Consider the following 21,932-nt stretch of genomic DNA (forward strand, 5'->3'; position numbering starts at 1 on the left):
GGAGGAAAACGCGAGACCCCATCGCACGCCCTCGGATTCCGCCCGGCGGGTAACCGCGAGCGGTTGTTCGCCCTACGGCAGCCATACCGCCAGCGGCGTTATCCCCCTACAAGCGCGCCGCCAGCATGGCCCCCTCGCGAATCGCCCGCTTGGCATCCAGTTCCCCTGCCACCCGCGCCCCACCGATCAGGTGGAAGCGCAGGCTTTCCGCCGCCTGGCTGATCTGCAACTCGCGCAGCGGCTCCTGGCCGGCGCAGATCACCACGTTGTCCACCTCCAGCCAGCGTTCCTCGCCGTCGACGCGGATCAACAGGCCGCGTTCGTCGATCTTCAGGTACTCCACCCCGCCGAGCATGCGTACGGCGTTGTGCCTGAGGTGTGCGCGGTGTACCCAGCCGCTGGTCTTGCCGAGCTGCGCGCCGGGAGCGCCGGGCTTGCGCTGGAGCAGCCAGACCTGGCGCGCCGGCCGCGTCGGAGCGGGTTCGCGGAGGCCGCCGGGCTGGCTGTTGTCGAGGTCCACGCCCCATTCCGCGAGCCATTCGCCGAGCGCCCGCGGCTGGCCGTCGCTGGGCGCGGCGACGAGGAAGGCGGCGACGTCGAAGCCGATGCCGCCGGCGCCGACGATGGCGACCCGCGCGCCCACCGGCGCGCCGCGCAGCACGTCCACGTAGCTGAGTACGGTCGGTCCGCCGATGCCGTCGATCCTTGGCCGGCGTGGCTGGATGCCGGTGGCCACCACCACGTCGTCGAACTGACCGTCCAGCTCGCCCTGGCGCACCCGGTGGCCGAGGCGCAGGTCGACGCCGAGGCGTTCCAGACGCACGCGGAAGTAGCGCAGGGTTTCGCGGAACTCCTCCTTGCCGGGAATCCGCTTGGCCAGGTTGAACTGCCCGCCGATTTCCCCGCTCGCCTCGAACAGGCTGACCCGATGCCCGCGCTCGGCGGCCACGCAGGCGGCGGAGAGCCCGGCGGGGCCGGCGCCGATCACCGCGATGCGCTTCTGCGTGCGCGCCTTGCGGTAGCGCAATTCGGTCTCGAAGGCCGCCCGCGGGTTGACCAGGCAGGTGGCGCGGCGGTTGGCGAAGGCATGATCGAGGCAGGCCTGGTTGCAGGCGATGCAGGTGTTGATCTCCTCGGCCCGGCCGGCGCCGGCCTTGGCCACGAACTGCGGGTCGGCCAGCAGCGGCCGGGCCATCGACACCAGGTCGGCCTTGTCGGTGGCGAGCAGGGATTCGGCGACCTCGGGGGTGTTGATCCGGTTACTGGCGATCACCGGCACCTTCAGCTCGTGGCGCAGCCGTGCGCTGACCTCGGCGAAGGCCGCGCGCGGCACCGAGGTGACGATGGTCGGCACGCGCGACTCGTGCCAGCCGATGCCGGTGTTGAGCAGGGTGATTCCGGCTTCCTCCAGGGCCAGGGCGATGCGCCGCACCTCGTCCCAGGTATTGCCGCCCTCGACCAGGTCGAGCAGCGACAGGCGATAGCAGAGGATGAAGCGTTGGCCGACGATCCGCCGGATGCCGCGGACGATCTCCAGCGCCAGGCGCATGCGGTTTTCCAGCGGGCCGCCCCACTGGTCGTCGCGGCGATTGGTGCGCGGGCAGAGGAACTGGTTGAGCAGGTAGCCTTCGCTGCCCATCACCTCCACGCCGTCGTAGGCGGCGGCCTTGGCCAGCCGCGCGCAACGGACGAAGGCGCGGATGGTCTTGCGGATGCCGCGCTCGGAGAGCTCGCGCGGGGTGAACCAACTGATCGGCGACTTCAACGGCGAGGCGGACACCGCCATCGGGTGGTAGCCATAGCGCCCGGCGTGGAGGATCTGCAGCAGGATCTTGCCGCCCTCGGCATGCACCGCCTGGGTCAGGCGACGATGGGCGGGCACCTCCAGGGCGCTGGTGAGGCTGCTGCCGAAGGGCAGCAGCCAACCTTCGCGGCAGGGCGCGAAGCCGCCGGTGACGATCAGCCCGACGCCGCCCCGGGCACGCTCGCGGTAGTAGGCAGCGAGCTTGCCGAAGTCCCACAGACGATCCTCCAGCCCGGTGTGCATCGAACCCATCACCACGCGGTTGCGCAGACGGGTGAAGCCCAGGTCCAGCGGGGCCAGCAGGTGCGGATAGGGAGCGGCGGCGAGCGGCGGGTAGGGGTTGCGCATGGCGCGGTTCCGGTAGCCAGGGACGCTTCACCATAGGAAGTTGCGCCGCCGCCGAATGCGGCCCGCTTGCCGGAACCGCCAGGCATTTCGGTCAAGCCGGCGGACTGGCTGATCGGATAGGTGCTCGCTGCGCTGCACCGCTGTGGCCCCGGGTGACAGGCGTCGAAAGCTCTCCGACAGCACTTGCGGCGCGGCGGGCGGAATGGGAACGGCGGCGCTGTTACCCGGGGTAATGGCGTGCGCCGGGAGCCCAACTTAAGCACGGCTCGACGCCTTTGGCGGCGCTGTCAGGCTGGGGTTCCGGCCCGCCCAGCACGTGCCTTGCCAACTGCCTGTCCAATCCGAACGGAGTCTCGACGATGAACAAGAACAAGACGTTCCTCGCGGCGGCGCTGGTAGCGCTGGCCGCCAGCCTTCCCGTGCACGCTGCGACCGACTACACCCGCACGCGCTATCCCATCGTGCTGTCCCACGGTCTGTTCGGCTTCAAGAGCGTCGGCCCGGTGGACTACTGGCACGCTATCGTGCCGGCCCTGGAGAAGGACGGCGCGAAGGTCTTCGCCACCTCGCAGTCGCCGGTGAACAGCAACGAGGTGCGCGGCGAACAGCTACTGGCGCAGGTGGAGGAAGTCCTGGCCCTGACCGGCGCGGAGAAAGTCAACCTGATCGGCCACAGCCAGGGCGGCATGACCGTGCGCTACGTCGCCGGGGTGGCGCCGCAACTGGTGGCCTCGGTCACCACCATGGGCACGCCGCACAAGGGCACGCCGGTAGCCGACGCGGTGACCGGCTTCAGCGAGTTCCTCGGGCCGATCGGCACCGAGGTGATCGCCTCGGCGGTGGAGGCGCTGTTCTCGGTGGTCGACATCGTCGACGGCGGCGAGTGGGTCAAGGGCGACGCGCTGGCTGCCCTGAACAGTCTCAACACTCCCGGCACCGCGCGGTTCAACCAGCGCTTCCCGCAGGCGATCCCGGCCAGCGCCTGTGGCCAGGGCGCGGAGACGGTAGCCGGGGTGCGCTACTACTCGATGAGCGGCACCGGCTCCCTGACCAATGCGCTCGACCCGAGCTCCGCCGGCCTGGCGGTGACCGGGCTGCTGTTCGGCGAGGCCAACGACGGTCTGGTCGGCCAATGCTCCAGCCACCTGGGCAGCGTGGTGAAGGACAACTACCGGATGGACCATCTGGACGAAGTCAACCAGTTGCTCGGCCTGGTCAGCCTGTTCGAGAGCGACCCGACCCAGGTCTATCGGCAGCATGCCAATCGCCTCAGGAACGTCGGACTCTGATCCGCTCGCCGGGTCGCCGCAGCCCTAGGCGACCCGGCATTAGTCTTTGGTCTAATGGCACCTGGATATCACCTCCTGTTCGCGCGCCTCGCGGCGTTCGGACCTGTCCCGATTCCGCGCACCTTGCTGGACAAGGTTTGCGCCGCCGTGTAATGACTCCGGTCAAGGCAGAAAAACCCAGCGTTCGTGTAGGGTTCGCTGCCCCGTAGCCATGCCCGGCTGGCGTACCTCGCCAGGCTGGCTATCTTTTAACCAGAGACATCCGGCCATGTCCCGGGTGTCCTTTGCCTGATGCAGGAGATGCACGATGGATATGAACCGTCGGCAATTCTTCAAGGTCTGCGGTATAGGCCTTGGAGGATCGAGCCTTGCGGCGCTCGGGATGGCCCCCACGGAGGCCTTCGCCGACCAGGTCCGCCACTTCAAGCTGGCGCACACGGTCGAGACCCGCAACACCTGTACCTACTGTTCGGTCGGTTGCGGCCTGATCATGTACAGCCAGGGCGACGGCGCCAAGAACGTCGCGCAGAACATCATCCATATCGAGGGCGACGCCGACCATCCGGTCAACCGCGGCACCCTCTGCCCGAAAGGCGCCGGCCTGCTGGACTACATCCACAGCCCGAACCGCCTGAAGTATCCGGAAGTGCGCGAGGCCGGCTCCAGCGAGTGGAAGCGCATCGAGTGGGACGAAGCCCTCGAGCGCATCGCCAAGCTGATGAAGGAAGACCGCGACGCCAACTTCGTCGAGAAGAACGAGCAGGGCCAGACCGTCAACCGCTGGTTGACCACCGGCTTCCTCGCCGCGTCCGCCTCGTCCAACGAGGCCGGCTACATCACCCACAAGGTGATGCGCTCCCTCGGCATCCTGGGATTCGACAACCAGGCGCGTGTCTGACACGGCCCGACGGTGGCAAGTCTTGCCCCGACGTTTGGCCGTGGAGCCATGACCAACCACTGGACCGACATCAAGAATGCCGATCTGGTGCTGATCATGGGCGGCAACGCCGCCGAAGCCCACCCGTGCGGATTCAAATGGGTCACCGAAGCCAAGGCGCACAACAAGGCGCGGCTGCTGGTGGTCGATCCGCGTTTCACCCGTTCCGCCTCGGTCGCCGACTACTACGCGCCGATCCGGACCGGCACCGACATCGCCTTCCTCGGCGGCCTGATCAACTACCTGCTGGAAAACGACAAGATCCAGCACGAATACGTGCGCAACTACACCGATGTCTCGTTCATCGTGAAGGAAGGCTTCAGCTTCGAGGACGGCCTGTTCAACGGCTACGACGCCGAGAAGCGGACCTACCCGGACAAGTCCTCCTGGGGCTACGAGATCGGTGAGGACGGCTATGCCAAGGTCGACCCGACCCTGACCCACCCGCGCTGCGTGTTCAACCTGCTCAAGCAGCACTACAGCCGCTACACCCCGGACGTGGTGAGCAACATCTGCGGTACGCCGAAGGACATGATGCTCAAGATCTGGGCGGAAATCGCCGAGACCTCCAAGCCGGGCAAGGTCATGACCATCATGTACGCCCTGGGCTGGACCCAGCACTCGGTAGGCGCGCAGATGATCCGCACCGGCGCGATGGTCCAGCTGCTGCTGGGCAACATCGGCATGCCCGGCGGCGGCATGAACGCCCTGCGCGGCCACTCCAACATCCAGGGCCTGACTGACCTCGGCCTGCTGTCCAACTCGCTGCCGGGCTACCTGACCCTGGCGATGGACGCCGAGCAGGACTACGACGCCTACATCGCCAAGCGCACGGCCAAGCCGCTGCGCCCGGGACAGCTGTCCTACTGGCAGAACTACGGCAAGTTCCACGTCAGCCTGATGAAGGCCTGGTTCGGCAAGTCGGCGACCAAGGAAAACAACTGGTGCTACGACTGGCTGCCCAAGCTCGACATGCCGGGCGCCGGCTACGACGTGCTGCGCTACTTCGACATGATGTACCAGGGCAAGGTCAACGGTTACTTCTGCCAGGGCTTCAACCCCATCGCCTCGTTCCCCAACAAGGCCAAGGTCGGCGCCGCGCTGGCGCGCCTGAAGTGGATGGTGGTGATGGACCCGCTGGTGACCGAGACCTCGGAGTTCTGGCGCAACGTCGGCGAGTACAACGACGTCGACACCGCCAGCATCAAGACCACGGTGTTCCGCCTGCCCACCTCCTGCTTCGCCGAGGAAGACGGCTCGATCGTCAACAGCGGCCGCTGGTTGCAGTGGCACTGGAAGGGCGCCGAGCCGCCGGGCCAGGCGCGTCCGGACATCGCCATCATGGCCGGGCTGTTCCACCGCCTGCGCGAGATGTACCGCAAGGACGGCGGGGCCTTCCCCGACCCGATCCTCGGCCTCGACTGGTCCTACCTCAAGCCCGACGAACCGGGCCCGGACGAACTGGCCCGGGAGTTCAACGGCAAGGCCCTGAGCGACCTGGTCGACCCGGCCAACGGCATGATCCTGGCCAAGGCCGGCGAGCAGTTGCCGGGTTTCGCCCTGCTGCGCGACGACGGCAGCACGGCGAGCGGCTGCTGGATCTTCGCCGGCTCCTGGACCCAGCAGGGCAACCAGATGGGCCGCCGCGACAACAGCGACCCCTACGGCATGGGCCAGACCCTCGGCTGGGCCTGGGCCTGGCCGGCGAACCGGCGGATTCTCTACAACCGCGCCTCGGCCGACGTCAGCGGCAAGCCGTGGGACCCGGAGAAGAAGCGCCTGGTGTGGTGGAACGGCAAGTCCTGGGGCGGCACCGACGTGCCCGACTACAAGGCCGACGTACCGCCGGAAGCCGGGATGAACCCGTTCATCATGAACCCCGAAGGGGTGGCTCGCCTGTTCGCCGTCGACAAGATGGCCGAAGGCCCGTTCCCCGAGCACTACGAGCCGTTCGAGACGCCGATCGGGGTGAACCCCTTGCACCGCGACAACCGCAAGGCGATCAGCAACCCGGCGGCACGGGTGTTCAAGAACGACATGGAACTGTTCGGCACGGCCGACGAGTTCCCCTACGCGGCGACCACCTACCGGCTCACCGAGCACTTCCACTACTGGACCAAGCACTGCCGGCTGAATGCGATCACCCAGCCCGAGCAGTTCGTCGAGATCGGCGAGGCGCTGGCCAAGGAGCTGGGCATCAATGCCGGCGACAAGGTCAAGGTCTCCTCCAACCGCGGCTACATCAAGGCGGTGGCGGTGGTGACCAAGCGCATCCGCCCGCTGCAGGTGGACGGCAAGACCGTGCACCACGTCGGCATCCCGATCCACTGGGGCTTCGCCGGCATGGCGCGCAACGGCTTCCTGGCCAATACCCTGACCCCCTTCGTGGGCGACGGGAATACCCAGACGCCGGAGTTCAAGTCGTTCCTGGTCAACGTGGAAAAGGCGTGAGGTGAAACATGAGTAGTCAGGACATCCACGCCCGCTCCGCGACCACCACGCCGATGCCCTCGGTGCGGAACCAGGAGGAAGTGGCGAAACTGATCGACGTGTCCAAGTGCATCGGTTGCAAGGCCTGCCAGGTCGCCTGCTCGGAATGGAACGAGCTGCGCGACGAGGTCGGCCACAACCATGGCACCTACGACAACCCCATGGACCTGACGGCCGACTCGTGGACGGTGATGCGTTTCACCGAGCACGAGAACGAGGCCGGCAACCTCGAGTGGCTGATCCGCAAGGATGGCTGCATGCACTGCGCCGAGCCGGGCTGCCTGAAGGCCTGCCCGAGCCCGGGAGCGATCGTGAAGTACGCCAACGGCATCGTCGACTTCAACCAGGACAAGTGCATCGGTTGCGGCTACTGCATCACCGGTTGCCCGTTCGACATCCCACGGATCTCGCAGAAGGACCACAAGGCCTACAAGTGCAGCCTGTGTTCCGACCGCGTCTCGGTGGGCATGGAGCCGGCCTGCGTGAAGACCTGCCCGACCGGCGCCATCGTCTTCGGCAGCAAGGAGGACATGAAGGAACACGCCGCCGAACGCATCGTCGACCTGAAGAGCCGCGGTTACGAGAACGCCGGCCTGTACGACCCCGAAGGGGTGGGCGGCACCCACGTGATGTACGTGCTGCACCACGCCGACAAGCCGTCGCTCTATGCCGGCCTGGCCGACCAGCCGAGCGTCAGCCCGCTGGTCAGCCTGTGGAAGGGCGTGACCAAGCCGCTGGCGCTGCTGGCCATGGGCGCCACGGTGCTCGCCGGGTTCTTCCACTATGTGCGCGTCGGTCCCAACCGCGCGGACGACGAGGAAGACCACGGGCAAGCCGAGGCACCGGTGCACCAGGTCGATCCGTCGGTACACACCTTTGACCCGCACGAGCGTCGTTGAGCCTGCGCGCGGGCGTTGCCGCCGGTCCTCCGCGACCCGGCGGCAGCGGCGGCGCTCTCGAGGAGTCGGAAATGAAAAATGAAATCCAGCGCTACAACGCCAACGAGCGCAGCAACCACTGGGCCGTGGCGATCCTGTTCTTCATGGCCGGGTTGTCCGGGCTGGCGCTGTTCCACCCGGCGCTGTTCTGGCTGACCAACCTGTTCGGCGGCGGTCCCTGGACGCGTATCCTGCACCCCTTCCTGGGGCTGGCGATGTTCGTCTTCTTCCTCGGCCTGGTGGTGCGCTTCGCCCACCACAACCGGGTGCAGAAGAGCGATATCCAGTGGCTCAAGCAGTGGCGCGACGTGGTCAGCAACCGCGAGGAGAACCTCCCGGAAGTCGGCCGCTACAACGCCGGGCAGAAGCTGTTGTTCTGGGTGCTGCTGCTGAGCATGCTGACCCTGCTGGTCACCGGCATCGTGATCTGGCGCCAGTACTTCAGCGCCTGGTTCGGCATCGAGGCGATCCGCCTGTCGGCGCTCCTGCACGCCTTCGCCGCCTTCGTCCTGATCGCCAGCATCATCGTGCATATCTACGCCGGCATCTGGGTCAAGGGCTCGATGGGCGCGATGCTCTACGGCAAGGTCAGCCGCGCCTGGGCGCGCAAGCACCATAACGGCTGGCTGAAGGAAGTCGGCAAGGGCGAGGAGCACTGACGCGTATAGTGTCGCCATCGCCCGACCGGAGGCCCCAGCGATGGGGCCTTTGCATTCATTCCGCGCCCCACCGGGCGCCCGATCGTTGCGGCGCGGCCCACCGGCCCGCCGGCGCAGACCCGAGGAGTTCCCGTGTCACGCACCATTCTTCAGCCGGGGCAGATCGAAGCCGCCGCCAACATTCCCCCGCACCTGCACCAGCCGTCGCGCGACCTGTTCGCCCGCCGCGGCGAGCGTCTGCTGCAACTGGCCGAGGGGCACCCGATGGGCGACTACCTGCGGCTGGTCGCCGGTCTCTGCCGGCTCCAGCAGGCGCTGCTGGACAACCCGCCGGCCCTGGCCCCGCTCGACCCCGAGCGCCTGCGCAAGAGCCGCGAGCACGGCATGCCGCCGCTGGCCTACGACCTGCTGGTGCGCGAAGGCGCCTGGCTGCCCTGGCTGGATGCCCTGCTCGCGGGCTACCCGGCACCGGCCAACGCCGCCGTCGGCGCGGCACTCGAACAATTGCGCGAAGCCGATGAAGGCCAGCGCAAGGCCTGGGCCATCGCCTTGCTCAGCGGTCAGTTCGACCTCCTGCCGGCGGCCCTGGTGCCGTTCCTCGGCGCCGCCCTGCAGGTAGCCTGGAGCCATTGGCTGCTGGGACTGGAGGAGGGCGCGGTGGTCGAGACCGAGAGCCGGACCCTGTGCCCCGCCTGCGGCTCGCCGCCGATGGCCGGGATGATCCGCCAGGGCGGCAAGGAAACCGGTCTGCGCTACCTGAGCTGCTCGCTGTGCGCCTGCGAATGGCACTACGTGCGGATCAAGTGCAGCCACTGCGAGGAAAGCAAGCACCTGGCCTACCTGTCCCTGGAGCATGACGGGCAGCCGGCGGAAAAAGCCGTGCTGCGCGCCGAGACCTGCCCCAGTTGCCAGGGCTACCTGAAGCAGTTCTACCTGGAGTTCGACCGCCACGCCGATGCCCTTGCCGACGACCTGGCCAGCCTGGCGCTGGACATGCGCCTGGCCGAGGACGGCTACCTGCGGCGTTCGCCGAACCTGTTGCTGGCCCCCGGCGGCGAATAGCCGAAGACGCTGCGGGCATGCGCCGACGCGTCTATGATGGGCGTGTCGGTGACCCTACCCTGTGGATAAGGTTTCTCCATGAGTTCCGTTCGCTTGCCTTCGGTCGACCGCCTGCTGCGCAGCGCGGCGGCCGCTCCCCTGCACCAGCGCTACGGCCGCGAGGCGTTGCTGGCGACCCTCCGCGACCTGCTCGACGAACTGCGCGAGCCGGCCCGACGCGGTGCCCTCGCCGAGATCGAACTGAGCGAGGCGGTGCTCGCCGGGCGCGCCGGCGAACGCCTCGCCGCGCAGCATGCCAGCCGCGTGCGGCGGGTGTTCAACCTGACCGGCACGGTGTTGCATACCAACCTCGGCCGCGCCCTGCTGCCGGACGAGGCCGTCGAGGCGATCACCCTGGCCGCGCGCTACCCGCTGAACCTGGAGTTCGACCTGGCCAGCGGCAAGCGCGGCGACCGCGACGACCTGATCGCCGGGCTGATCCGCGAACTCACCGGCGCCGAGGCAGTCACCGTGGTCAACAACAACGCGGCGGCGGTGCTGCTGGCGCTGAACAGCCTGGGGGCGCGCAAGGAAGGGATCATCTCGCGCGGCGAGCTGATCGAGATCGGCGGTGCCTTCCGCATTCCCGACATCATGGCCCGCGCCGGCGTGCGCTTGCACGAGGTGGGCACCACCAACCGCACCCACGCCAGGGACTACGAAGCCGCCATCGGCCCGCGCAGCGGCCTGCTGATGCGCGTGCATACCAGCAACTACAGCGTCCAGGGCTTCACCGCCAGCGTGCCCACCGCGCAACTGGCGGCCATCGCCCATGGCCATGGCCTGCCGCTGCTGGAAGACCTCGGCAGCGGCACCCTGGTGGACCTGACCCGCTGGGGCTTGCCCAAGGAACCGACGGTGCAGGAAGCCCTGGCCGACGGCGCCGACATCGTTACCTTCAGCGGCGACAAATTGCTCGGCGGGCCCCAGGCCGGGCTGATCCTCGGCAACCGAGAACTGATCGGGCGGATCAAGAAGAACCCGCTCAAGCGCGCCCTGCGCGTCGACAAGCTGACCCTCGCCGCCCTCGAGGCGGTGCTCGGCCTGTACCGCGATCCGGACCGCCTCGCCGAACGCCTGACCACCCTGCGCCTGCTCAGCCGCCCGGCGGCGGAGATCCGCGCCCAGGCCGAGCGTCTGGCGCCGGCGCTGGGCGAGGCGCTCGGCGAGGGCTGGGAGGTCGCTGTGGTCGACGCCCTGGGCATGATCGGCAGCGGCGCGCAGCCGGTGGCGCGGCTGGCCAGCGCCGCGCTGTGCCTGCGTCCGCGGCAGCCCAGGCGCCTGCGCGGACGCGCCCTGCGCAACCTCGAGGAAGCCCTGCGCGGGCTGCCGCTGCCGGTGATCGGTCGGCTCGACGACGACGCCCTCTGGCTCGATCTGCGCCAGCTCGACGACGAGCCGGCGTTCCTCGCCCAGTTGCCGCGACTGCGGAGCGAGCTGTCGTGATCGTCGGCACCGCCGGGCACATCGACCACGGCAAGACCTCGCTGCTGCGCGCCCTCACCGGCATCGAGGGCGACCGCCGCCCGGCCGAGCGCCAACGCGGGATCACCATCGACCTGGGCTATCTCTACGCCGACCTTGGCGACGGCAGCCCCACCGGCTTCATCGACGTGCCCGGCCACGAGCGCTTCGTCCACAACATGCTGGCCGGCGCCAGCGGCATCGATTGCGTGCTGCTGGTGGTGGCCGCCGACGACGGCTTGATGCCGCAGACCCGCGAGCACCTGGCGATCGTCGAACTGCTCGGTATCCGCCGGGCGCTGGTGGCGCTGACCAAGATCGACCGGGTCGAGCCGCAGCGGGTGCAGCAGGTGCGGACCCAGGTCGAACACCTGCTGGCCTCCGGCCCGCTGGCGCGCTCGCCGATCTTCCCGCTCTCCAGCAGCACCGGGGAGGGCGTCGAGGCGTTGCGCGAAGCACTCGGCGGGCTCGCCGGCGAAGTCCGCGAGCGTAGCCGCGAGGGATACTTCCGCCTGGCGGTGGACCGGGCCTTCAGCGTCGCCGGCAGCGGCATCGTGGTCACCGGTACGGCCTTCTCCGGACAGGTCGCGGTGGGCGACGAACTGCTCCTCGGCAACGCCGGGCGGCCGGTGCGGGTGCGCGGCCTGCACGCGCAGAACCGGCCCGCGCAACAGGCCTGGGCCGGCCAGCGCGTGGCCCTGAACATCGCCGGCGAGCGCCTCGCGCTGGAACAGATCCAGCGCGGCGACTGGCTGCTGCAGGCCGCGCTGCACGCGCCGACCACGCGGGTCGACATCGACTTCCGCCTGTTGCCCGACGAACTCCGCGACTTCACCCACTGGACCCCGGTGCACCTGCACCTGGGCACCCAGGACGTCACCGGGCGCCTGGCCCTGCTCGAAGGCGAACAACTGGAGCCTGGCCACCGCGCCTTCGCCCAACTGGTGCTGAACGCGCCGATCCAGGCCCTGCATGGCGACCGCCTGGTGCTGCGCGACCAGTCGGCGCAGCGCACCCTTGGCGGCGGGCGGGTGCTCGACGGCGCCGCGCCGGCGCGCAACCGACGAACGCCGGCACGTCTGGCACAGCTTCAGGCGCTGCGCCAGGAAAGCCTGGAGGAGGCGCTGCCGACCTTGCTCGGCGCGGCCGAGAACGGCCTCGACCCGCAACGCCTGGTGCAATCCTTCAACCGCCCGCGCGAGCACTGGCGGCTGCCGGAAGAGGTGGTCGAGGTGCAGACCCGCCTCGGCCCCCGGTTGTTCGCCGGGGAGCGCTGGTTCGCCCTGGTCGAGCAACTGCTCGCCGGCCTGCGGCGCTTCCACGAAGAGCTACCGGACGAACTCGGTCCCGACCGCGACCGCCTGCGTCGCTACGCCCTGCCGCAGCTGGAGCGGCCGGTGTTCATCGCCCTGCTCGACGCCGCCCTGGCCGGCGGCGATGTGCACAGCAGCGGGCCCTGGCTGCACCTGCCCGGCCACGAAGTGCGCCTGAGCGATAGCGAGGAGCAACTGCGCGCGCGCCTCTGGCCGCTGCTCGAAGCCGGCCGTTACGACCCGCCCTGGGTCCGCGACCTGGCCCGCGAGCTGCGCCAGGATGAAGCCGTCATGCGCAACCTGCTGCGCAAGCTGGCACGCCTGGGCCAGTTGCAGCAGGTGGTGCGCGACCTGTTCTACCCGGAAGCCACCCTGCGTCAATTGGCCGAGATCGCCGTGCAGGTGCGCGACCCCGCCGGGCTGATCCGCCCGGCGGAATTCCGCGACCGCCTGGGCATCGGCCGCAAGCGCAGCATCCAGATCCTCGAGCACTTCGACCGCATCGGCCTGACCCGCCGCATCGGCAACGACCGTCGCCTGCGCGAGGGTTCGGCGCTGGCCGAACAGTTGCTCGGCGGCGTCTCGCCCTGAGTCTCAGGGGCCGACGCGCTGCCCCTGGCTCAGGCACTCGATGAACAGCGCGAACAGTTCCGACTGCGAGCCGACTTCCAGCTTGGTGTAGAGATTCTTCCGGTGCATGCGCACGGTCTCCGGGGAGATGTCCATCAGCCGCGCGCTGGATTTCGCCGAGTGGCCGCTGAGCAGCAGGTGGCAGGCCTCGCGTTCGCGGTCGGTGAGCACGTCGCGACCGAAGCCGCGCAGCACTTCCTGAAGGCGCGGGGCGAGGTCGGCCTGCGGGTTCGGCGAGAGGTCGGCGCGCCCGGCGCAGAACTGCCGGGTCAGCTCCAGCACCGGCGGCGCCAGGCCGGCGAGGGCGGCGACCTGGGCGTCGCTGTAGCGGCTCGCCGAAAGGCCGTTGTAGAGACAGATCGAGAGCTTCTCGGTAGGGCCGAGGTCGAGGATGTAGTAGACGTCCTCCACCGCTCCGGCGCCGAGGTAGTAGGTCTGGTAGTAGGCGCTCTGGAAGAAGTCGTCGGGGGCGATCTCGCCGAGGGTGTAGAAGCCTTCCGGAAGGCCTTCCTCCACCGCCAGGCAGAAAGGGTCGAGCAGGTAGCCGCGGGAGAAGTAGCGGCGGATGATCGCCTCGCGGAAGCGCTCGGCGATGCCGCGCTCGTAGAGCAGGGTGGGCGCGTGGCCCTTGCGTTCCAGGCTGATCATGCTCGACTCGATCGGCACCAGTTGGTGGATGGCGTCGACCAGCGCGGCGAGGAAGTCGGGTTGGCGCAGGCGCCGGATCGCCAGCGCCAGGTGTTCGTGCCAGCGGTCGAGCGCGTTCGGGGCGATGGCCTGCATGGACGGTACGGCTCGTTCTTGTCGTTGTCGCCGCAGGATAGCAAGCCGCGTCGGCCGCACCCAGCGCTTACCCCAAAATGGGGTATGGCCCGCCGCGCGGTGCTCTTGCACCCTCGGAGCATCCATCCGAGAAGAGCGACAGCCCGATGAACGCAAGACTGCACGCCACGTCCCCCCTCGGCGACGCCGACCTGGTCCGTGCCGACCAGGCCCACTACATGCACGGCTACCACGTGTTCGACGACCACCGCGTCAACGGCTCGCTGAACATCGCCGCCGGCGACGGCGCCTATATCTACGACACCGCCGGCAACCGCTACCTCGACGCGGTGGGCGGCATGTGGTGCACCAACATCGGCCTGGGGCGCGAGGAAATGGCTCGCACCGTGGCCGAGCAGACCCGCCTGCTGGCCTATTCCAATCCCTTTTGCGACATGGCCAACCCGCGTGCCATCGAACTCTGCCGCAAGCTCGCCGAGCTGGCCCCCGGCGACCTCGACCACGTGTTCCTCACCACCGGCGGTTCCACCGCCGTGGACACCGCGATCCGCCTCATGCACTACTACCAGAACTGCCGCGGCAAGCGCGCCAAGAAGCACGTCATCACGCGGATCAACGCCTACCACGGCTCGACCTTCCTCGGCATGTCGCTGGGCGGCAAGAGCGCCGACCGGCCGGCCGAGTTCGACTTCCTCGACGAGCGCATCCACCACCTCGCCTGTCCCTATTACTACCGCGCTCCGGAAGGAGTGGGCGAAGCCGAGTTCCTCGATGGCCTGGTGGACGAGTTCGAACGCAAGATCCTCGAACTGGGCGCCGACCGGGTGGGGGCGTTCATCTCCGAGCCGGTGTTCGGCTCCGGCGGCGTGATCGTCCCGCCCGCGGGCTACCACCGGCGGATGTGGGAGCTGTGCCAGCGCTACGACGTGCTGTACATCTCCGACGAAGTGGTGACCTCCTTCGGCCGCCTCGGCCACTTCTTCGCCAGCCAGGCGGTGTTCGGCGTACAGCCGGACATCATCCTCACCGCCAAGGGCCTCACCTCCGGCTACCAGCCGCTGGGCGCGTGCATCTTCTCCCGGCGCATCTGGGAGGTGATCGCCGAGCCGGACAAGGGCCGCTGCTTCAGCCATGGTTTCACCTACTCCGGCCACCCGGTGGCCTGCGCGGCGGCGCTGAAGAACATCGAGATCATCGAGCGCGAGGGCTTGCTCGCCCACGCCGACGAGGTCGGCCGCTACTTCGAGGAGCGCCTGCAAAGTCTCCGCGACCTGCCCATCGTCGGCGACGTGCGCGGGATGCGCTTCATGGCCTGTGTCGAGTTCGTCGCCGACAAGGCGAGCAAGGCGCTGTTTCCGGAAAGCCTGAACATCGGCGAGTGGGTCCACCTGCGGGCGCAGAAGCGCGGCCTGCTGGTTCGTCCGATCGTCCACCTGAACGTGATGTCGCCGCCGCTGATCCTCACCCGCGAACAGGTCGATACCGTGGTCCGGGTGCTGCGCGAGAGCATCGAGGAAACCGTGGAGGATCTTGTCCGCGCCGGTCACCGGTAAGCGCCGGGGCGCCGCCGGCGCCCCACCCGAACATTCAGGAGAACCCCAATGGACGACAACAAGAACAAGGTCCTGCGGTTGCGCGATGTGGTGCTCTACACGGTCTCGGCGATGCTCTTCATGGACCAGATCGCCCTGGCTTCCTCCCTCGGTCCGTCGAGCCTGTTCTGGTGGCTCTACGTGCTGGTCCTGCTGTTCCTGCCGATGGCCATGATGACCTCCGAGCTGGGCACCGCCTTCCCCGCCAACGGCGGCGTCTACCACTGGGTGCGCAGCGCCTTCGGCTTCCGCTGGGGGGCCCGGGTGTCATGGATGTACTGGGTCAACAACGCACTGTGGATGCCTTCGGTCTACACCCTGTTCGGCAGCATGCTCGGCGCCTTCTATTTCCCCGAGCTGAGCCTCTGGGGCAAGATCGCCATCGGCATAGCCCTGGCGCTGCTCACCGCGGCGTTCAACGTGGTCGCGCTGCGCCTGGGCAAGTGGCTGCCGAACCTCGGCGCGCTGCTCAAGCTGCTCGCGGTGCTCGCCCTGGGCGTCGGCGGCCTGCACTTCGGCTGGAACCATGGCTTCGCCAACGACTTCAGCCTGGACTCCATCGTCCCGTCCTCGCCGGGCCAGATGGCCGCGCTGGGAGTGATGGTCTATGGCATCATGGGGACCGAGCTGGCCTGTTGCAGCGCCGCGGAGATGCGCAACGCGCGCCGCGACATCCCGCGCGCGGTGCTGATCTCCGGGCTGATCGTCGGCGCCTTCAACATCTTCGGCACCCTCGGCGTGCTGGCCGCGGTACCGGCCGAGGAAACCGACGTCACCCGGATCTTCGCCCATACCCTCTACAACATCTACGGCCACGACGGCGCCGGCGGGATGCTCGCCGACCTGGTCGGCGCCTTCGTCCTGTTCACCCTCTTCACCAACATGGTCACCTGGAGCATGGGCACCAACCGTGCCGCGGTGGAAGCGGCCAAGGCCGGCGAGCTGCCGGCGCTGTTCGGCGTGGTCCATTCGCGCCACGGCACGCCGATCGGCTCGGCGGTGCTGGCCTCGGCGGTGAGCATCGTCCTGCTGCTGCTCTACGGCCTGGTGGCGCACACTGTCGAGGAACTGTTCTGGACCCTGCTGTCGATCTTCGCCATGGTTTTCATGATGCCCTATGTGCTGATGTGCCTGGCCTTCGTCCGCCTGCGCCGCGCCGACCCGCGTCCACGGCCCTACCGGATGCCGCTGGGCGACCGCCTGGCCAGTCTCTGGGCGCTGTTCGTCGCGCTGCATGTGCTGGCCGGCATCTGCCTGTTCGTCGTCACCCCCGGCGCGCCGATGGACTGGGCCTACGCCGGCAAGATCGTCGGCGGCGTGGCGCTGGCCCTGGCCGTGGGCGAACTGCTGATCCGCCAGGCGGCGCGAAGGCGCGGCGTGATGTCGCTGCGCGGTGCCTACGGTTGAGGAGCGGCCCTGTCGCAACACCGCCTATGGCGTTAATGTGCCGTTAACGCCCTTGGTGGGTAATGGGTCGCAGCGCAACACGGAGAAGGTCGTCATGTCCGAACGAGAGCACTGGCAACGGGTATACGAGAGCAAGCCGTCCGACGCGGTGAGCTGGTTCCAGGCCGAGGCCACGCTGTCCCTCGACCTGATCCGACGCATCGGCGCGCCCCGCGAGGCGGCGATCATCGATGTCGGCGGCGGCGCCTCGACCCTGGTCGACGGCCTGCTCGCCGAAGGCTTCGGCGACCTGACGGTGCTCGACCTTTCCGACGCCGCCCTGCGCGTCGCCCGCAACCGCCTCGGCGCGCGCGGCGAAGAGGTGCGCTGGATCGCCGGCGACATTACCGGCGTCGACCTGCCGGAAGCCACCTATGATGTCTGGCACGACCGCGCCGTGTTCCACTTCCTTACCACTGCCGAAGCCCGCCGCGCCTACGTGCGCCAGGTGATGAAGGCGGTCCGCCACGGCGGCCACGTGATCGTCGCCACCTTCGCCGCCGACGGCCCGACCGAATGCAGCGGCCTGCCAGTCATGCGCTACGACGCCGACGAACTGCACGCCGAGTTCGGCTCCGCCTTCCAGCTCACCGAGCACCGCGACGAACACCACGTCACTCCCGCCGGCCGGGTCCAGCACTTCGTCTACTGCCATTGCCTGAAACGCCTGTGAAGTGCTCCGAGGCTGGGCTACGCTCTGCTCGCCCGGCCATGCGAACGACTTTCCATGACATCCGGCATTTCTTCTTCGGACCCCGGCCTGATAAGCTCCCGTCTCGAGGAAAACCTCTTGCAAATCAAAGAGGAAGGCAATCACGCCCGGTGGCGTGGCCGGACTTCAAATCCGGTGGGGGACGGCAGCCGTTCCTGGGTGGGTTCGACTCCCACTGCCTTCCGCCATATCCCCCTTCCACAGCCCTTGCCGCTCTAGGCTTCCAGCGTCTCCGCCGGTGTCGAAAAATCCGTCGTGTCGAAGAAGTGTCGAAAGTCTTTCAGCGGGCCGAGTCTGATCACGTCTTGCAGGAAGTCCGGGGCGAGGTGTGCATACCGCATGGTCATGGTCAGCGACGAGTGCCCGAGAATCTTTTGCAGAGTCAGGATATTGCCGCCGTTCATCATGAAGTGCGAGGCGAACGTGTGGCGGAGCACGTGCGATTTCTGCCCACGGGGGAGGGCGACACCGGACATTTTCACGGCGAAGTCGAAGCTGTCGCGGCAGTTGGAGAACTTGCCGTAGCGGCGCAGGTGCGAGTGCAGGCGTTGTTCCAGTTCTGGAGGTATCGGGACCGAGCGGCGACGCTTTGACTTCGTGTTAACGAACTGCACCGCTCCATCCCGGACCCGATCCAGGGTCAGCCCTTGAGCTTCACCCCAGCGGCAACCGGTAGCCAGACAGACCAGGGCGACGGGTTCCACATGAGGCGTCTTGCAATGTTCCCGAAGGGCACGGAACAGCGTTTCTATCTGCTGGCGGGTCAGGTAGGTCAACTCACGATCTTGCAGCTTGATCGCCTTCACCTTGGCCAGCGGGTCTGGATAGTCGATTTCACCCAACTGGTGCAGTTCGTTGAACAGCGACCGCAGGTAGCCCAGTTCGTTGTTCAAGGTCTTGCCGCTGATGCCTGACGCAAGGCGTCTGGCCCGATACTCGGTGAAGATGTTCCCGGTTACCACCGAGCCTATGGGGTCGCCCATGCGTTCCGCCATCTTGCGCAGCACCAGGGAACGACGGTCAGCGTCCGTCAGGGCGTGGCCGTGGAGTAACGTCCAACGGGTCACCAACTCAGACAGGCGTCGACGATCCTTCGGTCTTGGTGTCCAGGCCGGGTTTTCAATGGTCCTTTGCCGCACGGTGGCTTCGAACCGCTGGGCTTCGCCCTTGGTCTTGAAACGCTTCCTGAAGCGCTTACCCTTGATCGGTTCAACGTCGGCCAGCCAGCGGCCATCCTCAAGCTTGGTGATCGCCATCAGATCGCGTATCCCCGCCGTAGATACCGATCACACATCAGCTTGTGTATATGCCTTTCCAGATCGCGACGAGTCCAACCCTTGGCGAGATAGTGGTCTTCGATAACGTGCCAGAACTCCAGTTTGCGGGCGGACTCAATAGCCTTTTTTGCAGGAATGCGCTCCCGCGCAATCAGGCTGATGAACTGGCCGAGGAACATCTCGCAGTTACGCCCACTGAAGCCCTTGGCGGTCTTGTAATAGCGCCGGTACTCGGTGCGCTCGATCAGCGGATCGCACTCGACTTGGACGCGGGCGTCCTGGCTGATCAGGCTCCAGAACGGATCGTAGACCGCCGTCCGACTCAGCAGCTTGAAGCTTTCGCAGGCGTAGTTCCACAGCCCTTGTAGGTGCGGGCAGAGGCCCTCATAGGTGCGGCAGCCAATGACCTCCCCGGAGGCCATACGCGAGCCTTCGGAGAACTGCTGGACGATGGAGTGGTGGAAACGGAATTCGAGCCGCCAGACCGTTTCCAGGGGGTTATAGGCCGGGTCGCCATCGCCGAACGGATCCCCGTTCAGGGTTGCCCACACGCTTTCCCAATAGTCGAGCTTGTCGGTGGCCCGAGCCTGGAGGGTCTTGTTATAGATCGACAGTTGCAGGCCGTTGGCCGAGCCAAACATGTACGTCTCGCCACGCCCGTAGACCGAGGCGTTGCCGTCGAATTCGATCCGCTCGATCCCGCTGATTTGCCGCACCCGACGCGAGCGGCAATGCATGCGATCCACCAGATCGCGAGGCGGTTTCCAGCCTTGTACGTCCAGGGCGATATGCACAGCGGCTTGGTTGGTCTCGCAGTGGCTCAGCACGGCAGCGGCCAAGTCATCCAGCACGCCCTGGAGGATATGCGGGTCGGCACCGTCGAGGGCATGGGGCGACACCTCAATCTTGAGGTGCGAGCCAAGGGTGTCGACCTTGATGTTGTGGTTCTTGATCAGCAGGATCAGCCCCAGTTCTGCGTTCTGCAGACGGTACTGATAGCCGGAGTCGCGACCGATGCGGCCCTTGGACCATTCGTAGCCGGCGAACTCGACCACATCCACCGAGAGGTCAAACAGCGCCATCACTTCCGGGCGCAACTTGCCGTTGTACAACTGCCGCACCGTGTCCACGCCGCAACGCAGGATGCGCACGCCTGACAGGTCGGTGAACGCCCCCGTCATGGAATCAACGAAGAGCCGTCCCTTGGGGGAGTCCAGCAGTTGTCCGTCGGGTTGCAGCAGGAGGCGGTTTTGATGGGTCACTTTCTTCATGGTTTCACCTAACAATGTCCATTAATGTCCAAATCGCGGGGTGCTTATCTGACGTGTTACAGGGGCGTCAGCCGGCCCCGCCGTGGCGCTTGCTCACTCCGAGACGAGCCGTTCGCGCGCGCCCCGGCCAGGCCGGCTACAGCGGCCATACCGGCCCCGTCGGCGTCACCGCCACCGCGAAGAAAAAGCCCGCCAGATAGGCCAGGAACGCCAGCCCCAGGGCGGCGAAATAGCTTGTCCAGTTCATCGGCTCCCCCTCAGTTGATCGAGCGCGGCAAGCGGCTGGTGTCAGGAACCACCGTCACCCGCACGGCGGCGCCGTTCGCGGCGGCGGGCGGTACGTTCGGCGCGGCGGTCTGAGCCGGCGGCACATTGCCCAAGGCGCTACGCCCGGCGCAGGCGGCATAGCCGGACCAACCGCCCTTGAAGCTCAGTTCCGCGGCGCAGTTGCCCCGCGGCACCACGGCATAGCCGGTGTCGGTCAGGTCGCGATCGGTGAGAGTGAATTCGCTGCCGTCCTGGCCCCGGACGGCGAACAGATAGGTGCGGCGCCCGGAGGCGGACAGCAGGGTTGCCTTGACGATGAAGTCGCGGCCGGCGAAGGGATGGCCTACAGGAGCAGCGCCCGGAACGCCTGCGTGCCCAGGTACATCATCAGCAGCATCAGGACCAGCCGCACCAGTAACACGCGCAGTACCCACAGCAGGACCGGCTTGAGCAGGCGCAGCAGTTCCAGCAGCAGGCGGCAATACAGGGTCGCCCATGAGCAAACGAGGTCCGCCGTCATAAACCACAGACCCAATAGCAAGGGCCGGAATTGCCATGAATAGAAGAATCTTAGGTTGTCTAAAAAGGCTCTTGCCGGCGATGGTGTCGGTGACGGAGCCGGTGGCTGTCGATTCATAGAGGGCGAAGGTCTCCTTGCGGATTTTCTTGATCTCGACGATCACGTCGCGGGCCGGCGGTTTGTTGTCCTGCGCCGAGTGCTGGCTTTCCTTGTAGCGGCCCCGAATGCCGATGACGGCGAGGTTGGAGTGCAGATAGGCCTTTTCCGCCGTCATGCGGATGTCGTCGCGGATATAGGCGATGTTCGGCGTGGTAAGGATGATGTCCCAGTTGAAATGCCGGTGCCGGGTCCAGGCATCCAGCCAGCCCATGGGCCGCCCGGCTGCCTTGGCCGCTTCCGGGCCGTCCGGGAAGTCGAAGCGCTTGAGGTCGGCTTCGCGCCAGGACTTCAGAAAGATCAGCTGGGTTTCGTCGAAGATGATGAACGCGCCACGCGGCGCCCACATGAACCAGGTGCGCATCTTTTCCATGTCATCCAGGTCCTCGAGGTCGAGGTTGATGACGTCGCAGCTGGAGGGCGTCTCCGGCATCACTTGGAAGATCCGTTCGCGGGTCAGGCCGCGCACGTTGGTGATGATGACGCGGCCTTTCTTGATCGCGGGGATCAGGTCATCTTGGATCGCGCCGGAGGTCTTGTAGGAGCCGTTCGGGCCGTGATGAATCTTGATCGCCATGTCACTTACCTATGAATGGGATGAAGGACATGGAGAAGCGCGTGCCGATGGCGGCGAAGATCATGTTCACCGCGTCCGGCAGGCCGAAGAACGCCAGCAGCGAGCGCAGGTCGCCGTCCAGGGACGAGTAATAGGACGTGATGGTCGAGCCGATACCGATGCCGCCGACGACTTCGCGGAACGCCTTGTAGCCGATTTCCGCGACGAACAATTGCATCTCGAACCAGCCCTTGATGGCCATCTTGGTCAGCAGGACAAAGGCGTCGGTGACGAAGTCATAGACGCCGCTGTAGAGGAAGTCCCAGAGGGATTGCATCCAGGCGAGAATGTCGGAGAGAAAGGGAATGTCCATGGCGTT

The 21,932-nt window shown here is 67.2% G+C and carries 16 protein-coding genes and 1 tRNA gene; 11 read left to right on the forward strand and 6 right to left on the reverse strand.

The genetic code is table 11. The features are described from left to right. Window positions 1-106: 106 nt before the first annotated feature. Window positions 107-2,152, reverse strand: a complete 2,046-nt coding sequence (locus tag JHD77_RS09855) for an NADPH-dependent 2,4-dienoyl-CoA reductase (RefSeq protein ID WP_003116092.1) — start codon at window positions 2,150-2,152, stop codon at window positions 107-109. 359 nt (window positions 2,153-2,511) lie between these two features. Between JHD77_RS09855 and lipC the strand changes: the two genes are divergently transcribed. The 7 genes from lipC to selB all read left to right on the forward strand — a co-directional run bounded on the left by lipC (window position 2,512) and on the right by selB (window position 12,934). Further along, window positions 2,512-3,441, forward strand: coding sequence for a lipase LipC (gene lipC / locus JHD77_RS09860; protein WP_003095318.1), 930 nt, complete (start codon window positions 2,512-2,514; stop codon window positions 3,439-3,441). A gap of 307 nt (window positions 3,442-3,748) precedes the next feature. Continuing rightward, on the forward strand, window positions 3,749-6,829 hold the full coding sequence (gene fdnG, locus JHD77_RS09865) for a formate dehydrogenase-N subunit alpha (RefSeq protein ID WP_077446919.1): 3,081 nt from the start codon (window positions 3,749-3,751) through the stop codon (window positions 6,827-6,829). Between the two features lie 8 nt (window positions 6,830-6,837). Beyond that, window positions 6,838-7,767 (forward strand): formate dehydrogenase subunit beta, encoded by a 930-nt coding sequence (gene fdxH, locus JHD77_RS09870; RefSeq protein ID WP_003106793.1) that lies wholly within the window; start codon window positions 6,838-6,840, stop codon window positions 7,765-7,767. Between the two features lie 71 nt (window positions 7,768-7,838). Next, window positions 7,839-8,465 (forward strand): formate dehydrogenase subunit gamma, encoded by a 627-nt coding sequence (locus tag JHD77_RS09875; protein WP_003095316.1) that lies wholly within the window; start codon window positions 7,839-7,841, stop codon window positions 8,463-8,465. Between the two features lie 132 nt (window positions 8,466-8,597). Next, window positions 8,598-9,527: a formate dehydrogenase accessory protein FdhE gene (fdhE, locus tag JHD77_RS09880; protein ID WP_003116089.1), complete on the forward strand. Its 930-nt coding sequence runs from the start codon at window positions 8,598-8,600 to the stop codon at window positions 9,525-9,527. Window positions 9,528-9,605: 78 nt separating this feature from the next. Beyond that, window positions 9,606-11,012, forward strand: coding sequence for an L-seryl-tRNA(Sec) selenium transferase (selA, locus tag JHD77_RS09885; RefSeq protein WP_010793731.1), 1,407 nt, complete (start codon window positions 9,606-9,608; stop codon window positions 11,010-11,012). Beyond that, window positions 11,009-12,934 carry a selenocysteine-specific translation elongation factor gene (gene selB, locus JHD77_RS09890; RefSeq protein WP_003102294.1) on the forward strand — a complete coding sequence of 642 codons (1,926 nt, stop codon included), beginning with the start codon at window positions 11,009-11,011 and terminating at the stop codon, window positions 12,932-12,934. Before selA ends, selB begins: the two co-directional genes overlap by 4 nt. A gap of 3 nt (window positions 12,935-12,937) precedes the next feature. Here the strand turns inward: selB and JHD77_RS09895 are convergent, their stop codons facing one another. Then, window positions 12,938-13,621: a helix-turn-helix transcriptional regulator gene (locus JHD77_RS09895; protein ID WP_191519466.1), complete on the reverse strand. Its 684-nt coding sequence runs from the start codon at window positions 13,619-13,621 to the stop codon at window positions 12,938-12,940. A gap of 281 nt (window positions 13,622-13,902) precedes the next feature. On the opposite strand from JHD77_RS09895, the gene JHD77_RS09900 reads away from it, so the two are divergent. From JHD77_RS09900 to JHD77_RS09915, 4 genes are all read left to right on the forward strand, one after another. Further along, window positions 13,903-15,309, forward strand: a complete 1,407-nt coding sequence (locus JHD77_RS09900) for an aminotransferase (RefSeq protein ID WP_023122829.1) — start codon at window positions 13,903-13,905, stop codon at window positions 15,307-15,309. Window positions 15,310-15,357: 48 nt separating this feature from the next. Then, entirely contained in the window at window positions 15,358-16,755 is a 1,398-nt protein-coding gene (locus JHD77_RS09905; protein ID WP_003123515.1) for an APC family permease, read from the forward strand. A gap of 94 nt (window positions 16,756-16,849) precedes the next feature. Further along, window positions 16,850-17,467: a class I SAM-dependent methyltransferase gene (locus tag JHD77_RS09910; protein WP_003095305.1), complete on the forward strand. Its 618-nt coding sequence runs from the start codon at window positions 16,850-16,852 to the stop codon at window positions 17,465-17,467. A gap of 131 nt (window positions 17,468-17,598) precedes the next feature. After that, window positions 17,599-17,694: transfer RNA gene (locus JHD77_RS09915), tRNA-Sec, on the forward strand. Between the two features lie 27 nt (window positions 17,695-17,721). Here JHD77_RS09915 and JHD77_RS09920 read toward each other — a convergent pair. The 4 genes from JHD77_RS09920 to JHD77_RS09935 all read right to left on the reverse strand — a co-directional run bounded on the left by JHD77_RS09920 (window position 17,722) and on the right by JHD77_RS09935 (window position 21,926). Next, window positions 17,722-18,762: a phage integrase gene (locus JHD77_RS09920; protein WP_016264131.1), complete on the reverse strand. Its 1,041-nt coding sequence runs from the start codon at window positions 18,760-18,762 to the stop codon at window positions 17,722-17,724. Further along, window positions 18,762-20,054 (reverse strand): hypothetical protein, encoded by a 1,293-nt coding sequence (locus JHD77_RS09925; RefSeq protein WP_012614376.1) that lies wholly within the window; start codon window positions 20,052-20,054, stop codon window positions 18,762-18,764. The genes JHD77_RS09920 and JHD77_RS09925 overlap by 1 nt, the downstream gene beginning before the upstream one ends. A gap of 257 nt (window positions 20,055-20,311) precedes the next feature. Beyond that, window positions 20,312-21,574, reverse strand: coding sequence for a zonular occludens toxin domain-containing protein (locus JHD77_RS09930; protein WP_160440022.1), 1,263 nt, complete (start codon window positions 21,572-21,574; stop codon window positions 20,312-20,314). Window position 21,575: 1 nt separating this feature from the next. Then, the gene (locus tag JHD77_RS09935; RefSeq protein WP_003159569.1) at window positions 21,576-21,926 is read right to left on the reverse strand and encodes a DUF2523 family protein; all 351 of its coding nucleotides are present in this window, start codon (window positions 21,924-21,926) and stop codon (window positions 21,576-21,578) included. Window positions 21,927-21,932 lie beyond the last annotated feature (6 nt).

This window comes from Pseudomonas sp. P20, assembly GCF_016463925.1.
GTDB classification, from domain to species: Bacteria; Pseudomonadota; Gammaproteobacteria; order Pseudomonadales; family Pseudomonadaceae; genus Pseudomonas; species Pseudomonas aeruginosa.

What these genes read in the sequence shown, in the direction of transcription:
- JHD77_RS09855 (WP_003116092.1), bottom strand. Translation starts at nt 2,152, where the DNA reads ATGCGCAACCCCTACCCGCCGCTCGCCGCCGCTCCCTATCCGCACCTG.
- selA (WP_010793731.1), top strand. Translation starts at nt 9,606, where the DNA reads ATGAGTTCCGTTCGCTTGCCTTCGGTCGACCGCCTGCTGCGCAGCGCG.
- fdxH (WP_003106793.1), top strand. Translation starts at nt 6,838, where the DNA reads ATGAGTAGTCAGGACATCCACGCCCGCTCCGCGACCACCACGCCGATG.
- JHD77_RS09935 (WP_003159569.1), bottom strand. Translation starts at nt 21,926, where the DNA reads ATGGACATTCCCTTTCTCTCCGACATTCTCGCCTGGATGCAATCCCTC.
- JHD77_RS09930 (WP_160440022.1), bottom strand. Translation starts at nt 21,574, where the DNA reads ATGGCGATCAAGATTCATCACGGCCCGAACGGCTCCTACAAGACCTCC.
- JHD77_RS09875 (WP_003095316.1), top strand. Translation starts at nt 7,839, where the DNA reads ATGAAAAATGAAATCCAGCGCTACAACGCCAACGAGCGCAGCAACCAC.
- JHD77_RS09905 (WP_003123515.1), top strand. Translation starts at nt 15,358, where the DNA reads ATGGACGACAACAAGAACAAGGTCCTGCGGTTGCGCGATGTGGTGCTC.
- JHD77_RS09920 (WP_016264131.1), bottom strand. Translation starts at nt 18,762, where the DNA reads ATGGCGATCACCAAGCTTGAGGATGGCCGCTGGCTGGCCGACGTTGAA.
- JHD77_RS09910 (WP_003095305.1), top strand. Translation starts at nt 16,850, where the DNA reads ATGTCCGAACGAGAGCACTGGCAACGGGTATACGAGAGCAAGCCGTCC.
- JHD77_RS09895 (WP_191519466.1), bottom strand. Translation starts at nt 13,621, where the DNA reads ATGATCAGCCTGGAACGCAAGGGCCACGCGCCCACCCTGCTCTACGAG.
- lipC (WP_003095318.1), top strand. Translation starts at nt 2,512, where the DNA reads ATGAACAAGAACAAGACGTTCCTCGCGGCGGCGCTGGTAGCGCTGGCC.
- JHD77_RS09925 (WP_012614376.1), bottom strand. Translation starts at nt 20,054, where the DNA reads ATGAAGAAAGTGACCCATCAAAACCGCCTCCTGCTGCAACCCGACGGA.
- JHD77_RS09900 (WP_023122829.1), top strand. Translation starts at nt 13,903, where the DNA reads ATGAACGCAAGACTGCACGCCACGTCCCCCCTCGGCGACGCCGACCTG.